The following is a 16425-nucleotide window of genomic DNA, read 5'->3' on the forward strand; positions in this document are numbered from 1 at the left end:
TTAATTTTTTCCTCTGGAAATCCCGGTGACCCCAGTCCTTGAAATTTCAATAATGCTTGAAGGATCAAAAGCATCCAAAAATGCATTAATTTTCTTTGTCTTTCCTGAAACCTCTATGGTGTAGACTTTATCTGAAACATCAACAACTTTACAGCCAAAAATTTCTACCAATTCTTTTATATTAGCCCCCTCTTTTGAGCTTGAAGAAATCTTAGCCAATAGTAATTCTCGTTCCACATGATCTTGACTAGTTAAATCGCTAACCTTAACGACTTCGATTAATTTATTAAGTTGTTTAACAATTTGTTCTAAAACTCTATCACTTCCTGAAGAAACAATGGTCATTCTAGATAAACTTGGGTCATTTGTTATTGCCACAGTAAGAGACTCAATATTAAAGCCTCGCTGAGTAAAAAGACCAGCAACTCTTGAAAGCGCTCCAGCCTCATTTTCTAGTATCACTGAAATAATATGTCTCATAAACTATACCGCGTTAAAGTCAGTTTCATCTTTTGAAACCATTTCATCTCTTCCTGCAAGCAACATATCACTATGCCCTCCACCAGCAGGAATCATTGGGAATACATTCTCAGATGGGTCAGTCACAATATCAAGAAAAACTGTTCGTTCTTTTTGATTAAATGCCTCAATAAGTGCAGGTTTCAAATCTTCTTCTTTTTCAACCCTTATTCCCATATGGCCATAACTTTCTGCAAGCTTTACAAAGTCAGGTAAAGCGTCCATATAAGACATTGCATAACGCTTTTCATAAAAAAACTCTTGCCACTGTCTCACCATTCCGAGATAGCCATTATTAAGGTTAATTATTTTTACTGGCGTCGAATATTGAAGCATTGTTGAAAGCTCTTGAAGCATCATCTGAATACTTCCATCACCTGTAACGCATGCTACGTCTTTATCAGGCATTGCAAGTTTAGCTCCCATAGCAGCTGGAAGCCCAAAACCCATTGTTCCTAAACCACCCGAGTTAATCCACTGCCTAGGCTCATCAAATAAATAATATTGTGCAGCCCACATCTGATGTTGTCCAACATCTGAAGTAACGATTGCCTTTCCTTTGGTAACCTCATAGAGCATTTCAATTACTGTCTGAGGTTTAATAACTCCAGGAGATTTTTTATAAGCTAAGGAGTCAACCTTTCTCCATTCTTCAATCTGAGACCACCAATTAGAAATATCCTCAAGTTTTTTATCTTTCATCTGGTCAATTAGAGCCTGAAGAACTTGCTTCGTTTGCCCAACAATTGGAATATCAGCTACGACATTCTTTGAAATTTGTGATGGATCAATATCAATATGAATAAATTTTGCAGTAGGACAAAATTTTTCTAAATTTCCTGTAATTCTGTCATCGAATCGAGAGCCAATAGCAACAACGCAGTCAGAGCCATGCATTGCCATATTAGCCTCATAAGTGCCATGCATCCCGAGCATTCCAAGGGACTGCTTATCAGTCATTGGATAAGTACCTAAGCCCATAAGAGTTTGAGTAATTGGGAATCCAACCATACGCGTAAATTCACGAAGTTCTTTAGAGGCATTTCCAATAATGCACCCACCACCAGCGTAAAGAATAGGCCTATTCGAGTTAGCTAGCATTTCTGCGGCTTTTTTGATTTGGCGATCACTAGCTTTAACAGTTGGCTTATATGAACGCATCTCAATAGTTGCAGGATATTCTTCAACTTCCATCTTAGCAATTGTTATGTCTTTAGGAATATCAATTACAACAGGGCCAGGTCTTCCTGTAGTGGCAATATGAAAAGCTTTCTTAACAGTAGAAGCAATTTCACTAATGTCTCTAATAAGAAAATTATGTTTAACACATGAGCGTGTAATTCCAGTTGCGTCAACTTCTTGGAAAGCATCCATACCAATTAATGGTGAAGGGACTTGACCAGAAATAACAACCATTGGTATAGAGTCCATATGAGCCGTAGCAATACCTGTGACAGCATTAGTAATTCCAGGGCCTGAGGTTACCAGAACAACGCCGGGCTTACCATTAGATCTCGCATAACCATCAGCTCCATGAGCAGCGCCTTGCTCATGCCTAACTAATATATGACTAATTTTGTTTTGCGCCTCTAAGGCATCATATATATGAAGTACAGCTCCGCCGGGGTAGCCAAAAACATACTCCACCTCTTCTTTCTGCAAACAATCTATAAGAATTTCAGCACCGTTCAATTTCATTACTAATAACTGTAATTTAAAAGTTTTTGATTATACCCAAAGAATCAAAAGCAAAAAGACTTCGTTGTGAGCAGTTTTTGCTTTTAAAGCACTGAAAAATGGGATTAATTATTCAAAGAAATAGTGACAATAGAAGTTACAATCTACATATCATTTTGCCAATCTTCTGAGTAATAATGTATTGGTGAACTATTCTCTTCAAAAGTTTCAATTTTAAACGCATTTTTTTGAGAAAGGATTGCAGAAAGCAACTGATCATTAAGCATATGTCCAGTCTTATAACCTTCATAATGCCCAATGAAGTTACCACCCAATAAAAAAAGATCCCCAACAATATCCAGAATTTTATGTTTGACAAACTCATTATGATAGCGCATACCATCTTCATTTAAAATATCATCATCGGAGAGAGCTATTGCATTATCAATACTTGCTCCTAATGCAAGATTTTGCTTTTGAAGCATTTCAACATCTCGCTCATATCCAAATGTTCTTGCTCGTGATATTTCTTTAAGGTAGGATTGTTCAGCAAAATCTATAGTTAACTTCTGGCCACTTTCTTTTATTTTCTTATGCTCAAAATCAATTTCTAGGGTTACTTTAAAGCCATCATGAGGAGAAACTTGTGCCCATGATTGTCCATTTTCAACTCTGACAGTATCTTTAATCACGATAAATCTTTTATCAGAATTCTGCTCTTCAATTCCAGCTGATTGCACTAGAAATATAAATGGTGCTGATGATCCATCCATAATTGGAACTTCAAATGAATCTAATTCAACTAGTAAATTATCTATACCAAGTGCAGAAAGTGCTGACATTAAATGCTCTATAGTTGAAACCTTAACTCCTTGACTTTCTAGTCCAGTTGATAAAACAACTTCATTAACGAAAGCACTATGAGCATGAACTTGTCTGCCTCCAGCATCTAATCTTTTGAAAACTACTCCATGATCTGGGGCAGCTGGAATTAAGGTTAGATTAACGAGCTTCCCACTATGAATACCAACTCCACGAGCTTTAACTGTTTTTTTAATTGTTCTTTGCTTTACCATAAGTCAAAAATTCCATTCAATAGCTTTTTTTAATTTTCCAATAACACCATTACGGTTATTAGCCTCAACATATTCAGTCTTACTTAAGTCCCCCTCATGTAATAATAGTCCTATAGCTCCTTCATACCTATAATCAGTAAGAATTGCCTCTAAGCCAGAGAGTCTTGCACGTTGAATTTTTCCCATTTTAACTCTTTTAGAGAAAAAATCACGAACAAGTTCTTCAATGGAATTAATTTTTGCAGCGCCACCACAAAGAACAAAGCCAGATTTAATAATATTCTCTAAGTTATGATGTTTTAGCTCATTTCTTAACAGAACAAAAATATCACGATAAGCCCCTTCTATAACCTCTGACAACTCAAAACTAGAAAGTTGATGTTCATCCTTATTTTCTGACTGCATAAAATCAATAAATTTCTCTTCATTAAGTGAAGATGACTTAGCAGCGCCATAGTTTTCTTTAAGTCTTTGTGCCTCTTCTAATGAAGTATCAAATGCAAAAGCAATTTCTTGTGTAACTTCATCACCACCCATTGCAATTACCCCACTTCGAACTATCCCTTCTTCATGAAAAACGGAATAACTCGTTACTCCAGCACCTATATCCACCAGACAAACTCCATTATCACTATCTTCTTGTGTCAGTATTGCCTGCGATTTAGCAATAGGATTAAGAATAATTTTATCAAGCTCCATGTCACACTGCTCGAGGCAACGCACGATATTTCTTATACTAGAACTAGAAACGGTCACAATATGCACTTTAGACTCTAATACTTCAGCCTCCATGTCTATTGGATTATCAACCGCCACAGTTTCATTAATTGTAAATTTCTTTTTAATAATATGTAATTTTTCTTTATTGGTAGGGGTGGACATTGCCATGGCGGACTCAAGCACTGAATCTAAATCTTTTGAAGTAACAGCTTCATTTATTGAAACTTTCCCCATACCATCTGTACAAGTTAGGTGAGTATCAGAAATATTTACACGTATACGATCAAAATCTAAATTAAAGCTTTCAAAAGTTTGGTCAATTAATTTATTTATCACTCTAGAAAGAGAATCAATGGAACGCAATGTACCATTTTTTACTCCATCAGAAGGACACACATTATGCGCAATAATTCTGAGGTGAGCACCATCATCTTCTTTTTCAGCAACTAACAAAGCAATCTTCTCTGATCCTATGTCGATACTTGCTACGTAGTGATTACCTGCCATATTGGATTATATAAAGAGTTATTATTAAAAAAAATTTTACCAAACTATTCAACACTTTTAACCTCACTTGAGCTATTTTTTTTAAATTGTAACCAATCATTTAAATGCTCTAAATCTACCGTCTTACCACTCAACAATCTTCTAAACAACTTAGCATTACTTTCCCCATGATAAAGGCCCAATATATGTCGAGTCATTGACCTAATTGGGACTCCAATTTTAATTTGTTGTTTTATATAAAGCATATATTTTTTTAAAATTTGCTCTCGATCAAGGAGGTTTTTTTTGTTGCCAAAAATTGTCATGTCTATCTCTCTTAATAAAAATGGATTATGGTAGACAGACCTGCCAAGCATTACTCCATCTACATAATCAAGATGATTTTTAACTTCTCTGCAATTTTCAATGCCACCATTTATAGTTATTTTTAGTTGGGGAAAATCTTTCTTTAACTGGTAAACCCAAGGGTAATTTAAAGGCGGTATAGTTCGGTTTTCTTTTGGACTTAAACCTTGAAGCCATGCCTTACGAGCATGGATTATAAAGTGCTGACAGCCCTTGTTATGAATGCGCATTATAAAATCTGAAAGCTGCTCATAACTCTCCATATCATCAATTCCAATTCGGCTTTTAACTGTCACAGGAATATCACAATTATCAATCATACTCTCAACGCATGAGGCAACCAAATCTGGCTCTTTCATTAGGCAAGCACCAAAACTACCTGAAAGGACTCTATCTGATGGGCATCCAACATTTATATTAACTTCGCTATAACCCCACTCTTGAGCTATGAGAGCACACTTCGCCATTTCTGAGGGGTCACTTCCTCCAAGCTGAAGTGTCAGGGGATTTTCTTGTGCATTAAAGTCAAGCAAACGGTTTTTATCGCCATTCAAAATTGCTTTTGCAGTTATCATTTCTGTGTAGAGCTGAGTGTTTTTACTTAGCAATCGATAAAAATATCTGCAATGTCTATCAGTCCAGTCCATCATTGGCGCTATAGAAACTAAAGAAGAGTTCATGAGATTTTTGAAGACAGTTCAACCAAAGCAAAAGTAACACTCTGTGAAACAATATCTGATCGAGAGCCTGAAAAAAATTGAGTAGTTGTTGTTACGTCTCCATCGAAGAAAAAACCAATACAAACCATACCAACAGGTTTTGATGCAGAGCCCCCAGAAGGGCCAGCAATACCAGTTATTGAGACAGCTAAATTACTATGTGATCTTTGACCAGCCCCTGAAACCATTTCATGAGCAACTTTTTCACTTACGGCGCCATACATTTCAATAGATTCTGGATTAACTCCAAGCATATCAATTTTTGATTGATTACTATAAGTAATAAAGCCGCAATTAAAATATGAAGATGCCCCTGAAATTGAAGTCAAAGAGCTTGATAATGAGCCTCCAGTACAAGACTCGGCAACAGAAATTGTTAAGCCCTTTGAAACAAGAAGTTCAGATAAGTATTTTGCCTTTAAGTAAGACATTAACCGTCCTCCTTTAGTGCAATATGAACAATTTCATAGACATCGTCTGACAACTTTTTTTGGCTTATAATTGAGTTCAGCTCACTCTTTTGAAGTGCAGAATACTTATTTGTAAATCGCCTCCAGTGATTAAAAATACCCACAAATCTTGCTGCAATTTGAGGGTTCATACTGTCCAACTTAATAATTACTTCACTTAATAACTGGTAACCATCTTTACAATGAAACTGAATACTATTTAGGCTAAAAGATCCAATTACGGATCGGACTCTATTTGGATTAGTCATTGAAAATAATTCATGCTTCATAAGTTTTCTAATATCTGCAACAGAAGCAATAGATGAGGCACATTGAGCGCTAAACCACTTATCCATTACCTGTGCATCCGACTTATGCTGCTTATAAAATCTAGAAATAACCTCATCACGATAAGGATTTGAAGAGTCTAATAAACACTGAAAAGCGCTAAATTGATCTGTCATACAACCTGAATTATTATATTGTGAATATGCTAAATCATACTCACCTAGCTGAGACAAATAACTTAAACATTTGTTTTTTAAGGCCCTCTCACCAACTGACTTAGAAGATAAATCAAAGACTTTTATATAGTTTAATTTTTTATATGTTTCTAGAAAAAGTGCTTTAAAGTTATTAGCAATAGAGAGGCTAGATTTTTTACGTTTATGGCTTACCTCTTGTACGTCAATTTGACCAACATGTTGATGAATGATTTGCTCAGAAGGCAGACTTATCATTTCAGAAAGGAGTGCGAAGTCTGAATCCTTATTGAAAAGATTTTTAACCATACTAAACAATTCTTTTTCTTCAACATGCTCTGGGTTGAGGATATATTCAAGCCATAAGCTTTGAGCGTTATCCCAACGATTAAATGGATCACTATCATTTGATGAAAGAAAAATTTTCTCGCTGACTGAAAGATTAGAATCAAACTTAATAGGTGCTGAAAAACCTCTAAACCAAGAAGGCGTTGGCTTACTCTTAATATTTTCAAATGAAATAGTTTTTACAATCTCATCAATCAAAATCATTCCTGACTCAATCTCTTTACCATCATCTGCTAATAATCCAAATTTATTTGGAATTAGAAAAGGTGTTGTTTGATTTTTTTGAGTAAAAGTAGCACTATAAATATTTAGCTCGGAGTTGTACTCATCATCGACACTTACTTCAGGTGTTCCTGACTGACTATACCAAGACATAAAATTATCAAAATTAAAATGATTAGCATCAGCCATACTTGCAACAAAATCATCTATCGTAACTGCGGCGCCATCATGACGATCAAAATAGAGAGTCATCCCTTTTTGAAAGCCCTCTTCTCCCAAAATTGTATGAATCATTCGAATAACTTCTGCACCTTTCTCATAAACCGTTGCAGTATAAAAATTATCCATTGCAATATACGACTCTGGCCTTACTGGATGAGCCATTGGCCCAGAGTCTTCAGCAAATTGCCTTGTTTTAAGCTCATTAACGTCAGTAATTCTTTGAATTGCCCTAGAACGAAGATCAGAAGAAAACTCTTGATCTCTAAAAACAGTTAGTCCTTCTTTTAGACTTAGCTGAAACCAGTCCCTGCAAGTTACTCTATTTCCAGTCCAATTATGAAAATACTCGTGGCCAATAATAGACTCAATTCTTATAAAACTAGCATCTGTTGAAGTTTCTTGATTGGCAAGAACACAGTCTGAATTAAAAATATTAAGACCCTTATTCTCCATAGCGCCCATATTAAAATCATCGACTGCGACAATCATGTAAATATCCAAGTCGTAAGAAAGGTTAAACCTCTCCTCTTCCCATTTAAATGATTTTTTAAGGGACTCCATTGCAAAGGAAGTTTTATGCATATTATGAGGCTCAACATATAGCCTTAAGTCAACCATCCTCCCTGCTGAAGTTACAAAGCTATCTTGAAGGAAATCTAATTTACCTGCAACTAAAGCAAACAGATAACAAGGTTTTGGCGTTGGATCATGCCAAATAACTTGTGAAGTACTCTCATTGACCAAGTTTCCATTACTAAGAAGTACTGGATAATGGTCTCTGTTAGCTGTTATCTTAGTGGTAAATACGCTCAATACATCTGGCCTATCAAGATAGTATGTTATCTGCCTAAAGCCCATAGCCTCACATTGTGTGCAGAAATTTCCACTGGATTGGTACAAGCCATTCAGATCCGTTTTGCTTTCAGGATGAATTCGAACTTTCACCTCTAAAATAAAGTTATCGGGCGGATTTATTAGAAATAAGCCATCATCTTTTTGCTCATAGTTAAGACTTAAGCCTTCAATTTTTATTGATATTAACTCGAGAGACTCACCATTTAAAAAAAGTTTATCAATTTTTTTATTACTATCAGGATTTTTATAAAAAGAAATGCGCGATGAAATAATTGTTTCATTATCACCAAGGTCAAAATCAAGCTCTGTTGTTCTTATGAGGTGAGAGCTTGGTTCATAATCTTTGCGGTAAATAGGCTGTGGCGTTAAAGTAGAAATAATAATGCTCCTAAAAGAATTCTATAAATGACGAATGGTAAAAAACCAATTCTTTCAACCAGTCGAATAAAAAAGACAATTGTGAAATACGAAGTAATCAAAGTAACTACAAATCCAATAAAAAGAAGGCTCAAATCGACTTGACTTTTGTCTTTTATCAAGTCAAAAGTTTTTAATAAAGTTGCAAGTGCAATAACAGGAATAGATAAAAGAAATGCATACTTTATTGATAGAGTTCTTGAAAGACCAATTAGTAAAGCCGCAGTAATAGTTATGCCTGAGCGAGACGTTCCAGGAATTAAAGCTAGGGCTTGAAAGCAGCCCACAATTAGAATATCAGAGCCACGAATATACTCTCTACTTTTTTGAAATTTTCGATGTAGCCAGTCTGAGAAACCTAACAGAAGTCCAAAGAACATAGTTGCAAAGGCTACTACATGGTAACTTCTTAAATTTAACTCGATCGACTCTCTAAATAATAAACCCACAATGCCAACTGGTATTGTTCCTAAAATAATACCCCAGGCAAGCATTGACTCTCCTTGCGTTTTTCTGGTTGCAATTGAGTCATAAAAGTCCTTAGTTAAAGACACCAATGAAGAGCGATAGTAAAAAATAATTGCACATAAAGTAGCAAAATGAAGAGCAACATCAAAAGCTAGTCCTTGATCTGGCCAATCTAAGAATTTTGGAAGTATTACTAGATGCGCTGATGAAGATACGGGCAGAAATTCAGTAAACCCTTGTATTAAAGCTAGAGTAATTGTTTGAGTAATATCCATATCTTGATTTTAAAGCTTATTGATAAGATCTTGCTCTTTGAAACCATCTAATTTTACTGATTGTTTTTTAGATAAAGCCATCACTTTAAAAACCTCACCCATTGCCCCCGGTAAAACTAGTTGCTTAACCTCTTGAGCTAGTTTGCTTCTAATTTCATTATCCTTTTCATCCAGCAGATACTTTTCAATACCTAAAGAAATTAAAAACATCGCTTGAGTGCAATATCCAGAAATTTCAAAACCAGCATCAACTGCACTTTCAGCAATATCTGAAAAATTAACCGATATTGTTATGTCTTGATAACCAATATTACAAAAAGGATCATCACTTGACTCATGATTAAAAAAACACTTAAGAGTTCCGTCATTTCGCTGAGAGTGAAAATATTCAGATTTATCCATACCATAATCAATTAATAGAACTGTTCCCTCAGAAATAAAGTCATAAAGCGACTTAATCCAAGCGATAGACTGAACATTTATTTCAGTAGTATATCCCTCTTCTATAAGATCTGGAAGAGATGTTCCAGTGCTCACATAAGGTTGAGTAAACTTTTTCCATTGAAAATTCTCATTTTGAAAATCAACTCCTAATTCTACAAAACAGCCTTCAGAGAAAGTTATTCTTTTTGCAGGAATAGCATCAAGGACTTCATTAGCAATAACAACGCCTTTAAAATCTTTTGGCAGCTCAGTTAGCCACTCAACCCGATTAAAGATTTCAGGCAAAACTTTTTTAATATTCTGCATCTGTTTGTTTTTAAGCTGAGCACTTAATTCAATAATATAATATTTACCAGGAAGTGAGCTTAACCTGCCTAATTCAAAAAGAATTTGAGCGGCAAGCACTCCACTTCCAGCACCAAACTCTATAATATCACCACTATTAAGAACCTGCTTGCACTGCCTCGCAAGTGTATAACCAAATAAGTCAGAAGTTTCGGGGGCTGTTATAAAGTCACCATGACGACCAAATAGTGTTTTATTGGATCGATAATAGCCAAACTCAGAATGGTATAGGGCAAGATTCATAAACTCATCAAAACCAATGGGTTTGTTATTATCTTTAATGGTTTTAGATATAATATCTTGAAGGTTCATATTAGAAATTATTTTATACTGTGAATCAACCTTATTCCCTCAAAAACAAATTTTACTTAATCAATTTAATTAACTAATAAAACCTATGAAAACAGCCTTAATTACTGGTGGAGCAGCTCGAATTGGAGCTCAAATAGCAAAAACACTTCACAAAAATGACTTTAATATAATTATTCATTGCAATCAATCAAAAGACAAAGCTCAATTACTTTGTGATGAGCTTAACCTTTTAAAAGAAAAATCAGCCAAGGTAGTAGTGGGCAATCTTAATAATATTGACTCTATAAACACAATTGTTGAATCGATAGAATCGATAGACTTATTAGTTAACAATGCATCTGTCTTTTATCCTTTATCAGTAGACGATAGCGACTCTGAAAATTGGGATAATATATTAGATGTTAATCTTAAAGCGCCCTTCTTTCTATCAAAAGGACTAAATCAAAAGCTCAACTCTAGTGAGGGATCAATAATAAATATCATTGATATTCATGCAGACCGACCACTCAAAAAACATTCGGTCTACAACATTTCAAAAGCAGGCCTAAAAATGCTGACACTAACCCTTGCTAAAGAACTTGCTCCTTCTATAAGGGTAAATGGAGTGTCACCTGGCTCGATCTTATGGCCACAAGAAGGAGCAGAAATTTCTGAATCAGACAAAAGCATTATGCTTGAAAGAATAGCCCTTAAAAGACAAGGATCACCTCAAGATATTGCAAATACAGTACTTTTTTTAGCAAACTCTAATTACCTAACGGGCCAAATAATTAATGTCGATGGTGGTCGTACACTCAATCAGTAAACAAATCCCCTTAGTCTTAATGTGGTATAATTTGTTTGTCGATCATTTTTTTTCGACTAACAAGAATTTTTTTACAATTGTTTCAAACTAAAAAATAGAACTATTGTAACGAACTAATTTTTTTATGGGCTAATTGAAGCTACATACAAAACCTTATTTAGTAATTGATGAATTTTATTAATCAAACCTTTATTCCCATTCAATACGTAAGTATTGAAGCTTTGTACGTGCTCAATAGTCCAGATATTATAGGACTTCATAATGAATCACATTTTAATCAACGCAACCCACAAAGAAGAAATTCGAGTTGCAATCGTCAAGGACCAAAAGCTTACTGGTCTTGATATCGAGACAAGCCTCAATAGAAAAACTAAGGGCAACATATACAAAGCAAAGATTTCTCGAGTAGAGCAATCTTTAGAAGCTGCTTTTGTTAACTATGGTAAAGACAAGCATGGTTTTTTACCCTTTAAGGAGATCTCTCCTTTCTTTTCTGATGGCATTAAGCCCAAAGGCGACAAATTAACTATTAGCGATGTCCTTAAAGAAGGGCAAGACATCATCATACAAGTTGAAAAAGAGGAGCGCGGTAACAAAGGCGCTGCCCTTAGTACCTACATTAATTTAGCTGGTGCTTATATGATACTCACTCCAAACAACCCTAAAAGCTCAGGAATCTCAAGACAAATTGGGGCTTCAGATCGTCAAGATTTAAAAAACTTGTTGCCAAGTCTTAATGTTCCTAAGCACTCTGGGCTTATAATTCGTACTGAGGGAGCTGGAAGAGGTGTTAGTGAACTGCAATGGGAAATTGACCACCTAACTCAACTCTGGAAATCTATTAAAACTGCAACTAAAAAGCAAGATGATCCTTTTTTAATCTATCAAGAAAGTGACATAACTGTTAGGGCGTTGCGTGACTTTTTAAGAGAAGATACTGATAGTGTCATAATTGATGACTTGGAGACCTATCAAAAGGCAAGAGACTTTATTAGCTTTGTAATGCCGCATTACTTAGACAAGATTAAATTCTTTGATGTTTCAGAGCACTCTCTTTTTGCTCACATGAGTATAGAGTCTCAAGTTAAGAGCGTTTTTAATAGAGAAGTCGCCTTGAGATCTGGAGCAACTATTGTATTTGATCCTACAGAAGCATTAACAGCAATAGACATCAACTCTGCTAGAGCAACAAAGGGAACAAGTATTGAGGATACTGCCTATAAAGCAAACTTAGACGCTGCATCAGAAATTGCGTTACAACTTCAATTAAGAGATATTGGTGGCCTAGTAGTAATCGACTTTATTGATATGACCTCAGAATCCAATAGAACAGCTATTGAGAAATTAATGGAAAAAGCTACAGCAAATGATAGGGCTCGTGTTCAAATAGGCTCAATATCAAGATTTGGTCTTTTAGAGCTATCACGCCAAAGACTTATGAACTCTGTTGCTGAATCGACAGGAAAAACCTGCTCAATTTGTAATGGAAGTGGAACAAATCCAACTATTCCTTCACTATCATTAAGGATTATTCGTCAGCTAGAAGACAACTTAAATTCAAATAAAAATGGTGACGACATAACGATTCAATCTAGTGTTGAAGTAATAACCTATTTGCTAAATGAAAAGAGACAAAACATAATTGAAATGGAAGATAAACACAATATTAAGATTACTCTTCTTCCAAACCAATACATGCACTTTCCTCACTTCACGATGAACAAACAAAAGGGTGATAAAAACTCTCATCACAAGAGCTTTCAAGGCGTTTCTAAACCCCAAGAAAATCCAAATATAATAAATTATATTGATAAGCCTGATATTCCTGCTGTTTCTTCTAATCACCCATCAACAAAGATGCCTGAAAAGAAGGTCTCATTTATGAGTAAATTATCCGAAATATTCTCTTCAGATAAAAAAACAGCTACTGAGTCGAAAACTAGTAGACCACAGAACAGGAATCAAAATAGAAACAGAAACCAAAATAGAAATAGAAACCAAAATAGAAATAGAAACCAAAATCAAAATACACAAGAAAATCAAAAAAGTGGAACTGGTGAATCTCAAAAAAATAGCTCTAATGAAGCTAATAATATTAAGGCTAATCAGAACAATCCAAACCAAAATAGAAATAAAAATCAAAATAGAAATAGAAACCAAAAAAATGTTGCAAATTCTAATCAAAAGCCAACTGAGAATGTTATAGCGAAGCCAACTGAGAATGTTGTAGCGAAGCCAACTGAGAATGTTGTAGCGAAGCCAACTGAGAATGTTGTAGCGAAGCCAACTGAGAATGTTGTAGCGAAGCCAACTGAGAATGTTGTAGCGAAGCCAACTGAGAATGTTGTAGCGAAGCCAACTAAAAAACCAACTCGCAAACCAGTCAAAAAGGCCCCTACAAAAGCATCAATTAAAAAATCTGAAAATTCTGATGAAAAAGCTTCAATTAAGTCTGATTTAAAAAAGTCTGCAAATTCTGATGAAAAAGCTCCACTTAATTCTGATTTAAAAAAGTCTGAAAATTCTGATGAAAAAGCTTCTTAAAAGTTTATGAATAAATATGCAGTAATTGGTAATCCAGTTCATCACAGCATATCTCCAATGATTCATGGCCAATTCTCTAAGGAGTTTGGGCTTGAAATTTCATATGAAAAAATACTTTCACCAATTAATGGATTTCAAGACACAGTAAAGAAATTTATTGATTCTAATGGTCAGGGTTTTAACATTACCCTGCCATTTAAAATTCAGGCACACAATCTATCAAAAAGCTTAACACCAAATGCAAAGGCTGCTGGGGCGGTAAATGCTATAAAAATAAAAGACAACACTTTGATTGGTGAAAATACTGATGGGAATGGATTAGTGAATGATTTTACAAATAATTTAAATCAATCCTTGAAAGGAAAAGAAATTCTAATTATTGGCGCAGGAGGTGCAACACAAGGAATTCTTAAGCCAATTCTTGATTGTAATCCCGAAAAAATATTATTAGCAAACCGTACCAAAGAAAAATCTTTAAAGCTTGCTAGCAAGTTTCTAAAGTATGGAAAAGTTTGTGGCTTTGGGTTGGACCAAATTAAAGCCAAACCAGTTGATATAGTTATTAATGCGACCAGTGCATCTATTGATGGGAATATCCCTAATATTCCAAATGGTGTTGTCGAGGGAGCCCTATGCTACGACTTAATGTATGGCAGAGAAACCCCCTTCATGAAGTGGGCAAATGAAAACTCTGCTAGAAAAGTTAGTGATGGACTTGGAATGCTCGTAGAGCAAGCAGCACTCTCATTTTCTTTTTGGCTAGAGAAAAACCCACAGACTAAACCAGTAATCGAATTAGTCAGGGCGAAAGGCGACTAATATTCCACCCATTATCTTTACGCTCATATATGAGGCGATCATGAAGCCTGCTTTCTCTTCCTTGCCAAAACTCAATACTTTGAGGAACTACTCTATAGCCACCCCAAAATTCAGGAAGAGGAATCTGCCCATTAGCAAATTTCTTTTTCATTACTGCAAACTGATCAACCAAAATTGCTCTGGAGGATATTTTTGATGATTGTTGAGATGCCCATGCACCAATTTGAGAGTCTTTTGGCCTCGAAGAGAAATATTTTAAAGATTCTAACTTTGTAATCTTCTCAACACTTCCAATAATTTTGACTTGCCTTTCTAAGGCAAGCCAGGGAAATAAAAGAGCGGCTTGGGGATTGTTTTGAAGTTGTTTTGATTTTTTAGACTCGTAGTTTGTGAAAAATACAAAGCCCTTATCGTCAAAAAATTTAAGAAGGACGGTTCTAATTCCTATATAGTCATCTGACGTAGCAAGACTCATTGCACTAGGCTCGATAATATTAGCTTCAATAGCCTGGTCAAACCATAATGAAAACTGTTCGATTGGATTACTTTTAAGGTCATCTTTTACGATACCACTTTTGAGATACTCCTTTCTTAGATTACTTAAATCACCTGTCATATAATTTCCTTCAAAAAGGGATTAAATTACTTTTTTTTGATTCTGTAAGATGCTTTGTGATGAGAGATTTGACTGGAGGAAATCGATCTGCAAACTTTAAGACTAACTTTCTAACTTTTTTAGCTATGGCATCATCATTAGTAAACAAAGAAACAACTCCATTTGTACCAAAGTACATCAATCTAGATAAATGTATTTGTTTATTTTCAAATTCCTTTAAAACTGAGTCTGAACCAATATCATTACCATTTTGAGAGGCTTTAATAACTGCGAGTGAGAGAATGTCTTGCCCTCTTAACCCTAAATTAAAACCATGTGCTGTAACGGGATGCATTCCAACTGCAGCATCACCAATTAAAGCAAAACGAGTAGCTCTGAATTTTTGAGCATAAACACCAACTAATGGATAAGAGTGCCTTTTACCAATTTGTTTCATTTCACCTAGAATCCCATTAAAGCCATCACTAGCCTGTGCACAAAACTTCGTCTCGTCCATATTTAACATTTCATCTGCCTCGTCAGTTGGGACCGTAAGAACAACAGATGATATATTGCCATTTAAGGGGAGAAGCGCTAAGGTATGGCCATAATTAAAGCACTCAAGAGCAGTTTGATTATGAGATTTTTCATGAGAGACTCTTGTAATTATCATTACCTTAGAGAAGTCTTTCATCGTTGATGATATGCCCATCTTTCTCCGTATTTCAGAAAACCGACTATCTGCAGCAACTATAAGCTTTGAATTTATAGTTTTACCATTTGAAAGAGTAATCTCAGCATTAGAAGAACTTGTACTAAGAGAGTCAACTGTTAAGTCATTAATAATAGTTATGTTATCAGCGCTTGATGCTTTTTGATATAAAGCAAGCCTGATTAAATTATTTGGAACAAGATATCCAAGAGCATCAATTGACGTTTTATTTGCTTCAAAATTTAATAATGACTCTGAATCACCATCAAAAACTTTTGCCTCTCTAAGTGGGCTGACTTTGGCCTGATCAATGAGACTCCAAACACCAAGTTTTTGTAGTATCTTTAATGAATTATGAGTTAGAGCAGTCTCCCTTCCATCTGGCTTAGGGTCTGAAATCGAAATATGAGAAGATTTTTCAACCACAAGTATTTTTTGATCCTGATTTGCTAATGAACAAGCAAAACTAAGGCCTGCTGGCCCTGCACCAATAATTATCACATCATAAATATTGTTAGAATTATTATTTTTCATAGTATTTAAGTGAG

14 protein-coding genes are annotated in these 16425 nt (G+C 35.1%); 3 read left to right on the forward strand and 11 right to left on the reverse strand.

The annotated features are described in order from the left end of the window. From ilvN to ABXT51_RS05620, 9 genes are all read right to left on the reverse strand, one after another. On the reverse strand, positions 1-480 hold the full coding sequence (gene ilvN / locus ABXT51_RS05580; protein ID WP_416694333.1) for an acetolactate synthase small subunit: 480 nt from the start codon (positions 478-480) through the stop codon (positions 1-3). Positions 481-483: 3 nt separating this feature from the next. Beyond that, positions 484-2217, reverse strand: coding sequence for a biosynthetic-type acetolactate synthase large subunit (ilvB, locus tag ABXT51_RS05585; RefSeq protein ID WP_416694335.1), 1734 nt, complete (start codon positions 2215-2217; stop codon positions 484-486). Between the two features lie 143 nt (positions 2218-2360). Continuing rightward, a complete protein-coding gene (lpxC, locus tag ABXT51_RS05590) occupies positions 2361-3272 on the reverse strand; it encodes a UDP-3-O-acyl-N-acetylglucosamine deacetylase (RefSeq protein ID WP_416694337.1) in 912 nt (303 codons plus the stop codon). Positions 3273-3275: 3 nt separating this feature from the next. After that, complete coding sequence (gene ftsA / locus ABXT51_RS05595; protein ID WP_416694339.1) at positions 3276-4499, reverse strand: cell division protein FtsA; 1224 nt, start codon at positions 4497-4499, stop codon at positions 3276-3278. A 44-nt stretch (positions 4500-4543) separates the two neighbouring features. After that, entirely contained in the window at positions 4544-5524 is a 981-nt protein-coding gene (gene dusA, locus ABXT51_RS05600; RefSeq protein WP_416694341.1) for a tRNA dihydrouridine(20/20a) synthase DusA, read from the reverse strand. Then, entirely contained in the window at positions 5521-5994 is a 474-nt protein-coding gene (locus tag ABXT51_RS05605) for a CinA family protein (RefSeq protein ID WP_416694343.1), read from the reverse strand. The genes dusA and ABXT51_RS05605 overlap by 4 nt, the downstream gene beginning before the upstream one ends. After that, positions 5994-8519 (reverse strand): aminopeptidase N, encoded by a 2526-nt coding sequence (gene pepN / locus ABXT51_RS05610; RefSeq protein ID WP_416696305.1) that lies wholly within the window; start codon positions 8517-8519, stop codon positions 5994-5996. The genes ABXT51_RS05605 and pepN overlap by 1 nt, the downstream gene beginning before the upstream one ends. Beyond that, on the reverse strand, positions 8507-9301 hold the full coding sequence (locus tag ABXT51_RS05615) for an undecaprenyl-diphosphate phosphatase (RefSeq protein ID WP_416694345.1): 795 nt from the start codon (positions 9299-9301) through the stop codon (positions 8507-8509). The genes pepN and ABXT51_RS05615 overlap by 13 nt, the downstream gene beginning before the upstream one ends. A 9-nt stretch (positions 9302-9310) precedes the next feature. Further along, a complete protein-coding gene (locus tag ABXT51_RS05620; RefSeq protein ID WP_416694347.1) occupies positions 9311-10402 on the reverse strand; it encodes a class I SAM-dependent methyltransferase in 1092 nt (363 codons plus the stop codon). Between the two features lie 85 nt (positions 10403-10487). Between ABXT51_RS05620 and ABXT51_RS05625 the strand changes: the two genes are divergently transcribed. From ABXT51_RS05625 to aroE, 3 genes are all read left to right on the forward strand, one after another. After that, a complete protein-coding gene (locus ABXT51_RS05625; protein ID WP_416694349.1) occupies positions 10488-11207 on the forward strand; it encodes a pteridine reductase in 720 nt (239 codons plus the stop codon). Between the two features lie 261 nt (positions 11208-11468). Beyond that, entirely contained in the window at positions 11469-13751 is a 2283-nt protein-coding gene (locus tag ABXT51_RS05630; RefSeq protein WP_416694351.1) for an Rne/Rng family ribonuclease, read from the forward strand. 6 nt (positions 13752-13757) lie between these two features. Next, positions 13758-14570, forward strand: coding sequence for a shikimate dehydrogenase (aroE, locus tag ABXT51_RS05635; RefSeq protein ID WP_416694353.1), 813 nt, complete (start codon positions 13758-13760; stop codon positions 14568-14570). Here aroE and pdxH read toward each other — a convergent pair. Both pdxH and ubiM read right to left on the reverse strand, forming a co-directional pair. Beyond that, positions 14551-15186: a pyridoxamine 5'-phosphate oxidase gene (pdxH, locus tag ABXT51_RS05640; protein ID WP_416694355.1), complete on the reverse strand. Its 636-nt coding sequence runs from the start codon at positions 15184-15186 to the stop codon at positions 14551-14553. The genes aroE and pdxH overlap by 20 nt on opposite strands. 10 nt (positions 15187-15196) lie before the next feature. After that, positions 15197-16411 (reverse strand): 5-demethoxyubiquinol-8 5-hydroxylase UbiM, encoded by a 1215-nt coding sequence (gene ubiM, locus ABXT51_RS05645; protein WP_416694357.1) that lies wholly within the window; start codon positions 16409-16411, stop codon positions 15197-15199. Between the last annotated feature and the right edge of the window lie 14 nt (positions 16412-16425).

Origin of the sequence: Candidatus Pseudothioglobus sp. Uisw_050_01 (genome assembly GCF_048085775.1) — a bacterium.
Taxonomy (GTDB): Bacteria; Pseudomonadota; Gammaproteobacteria; order PS1; family Pseudothioglobaceae; genus Pseudothioglobus.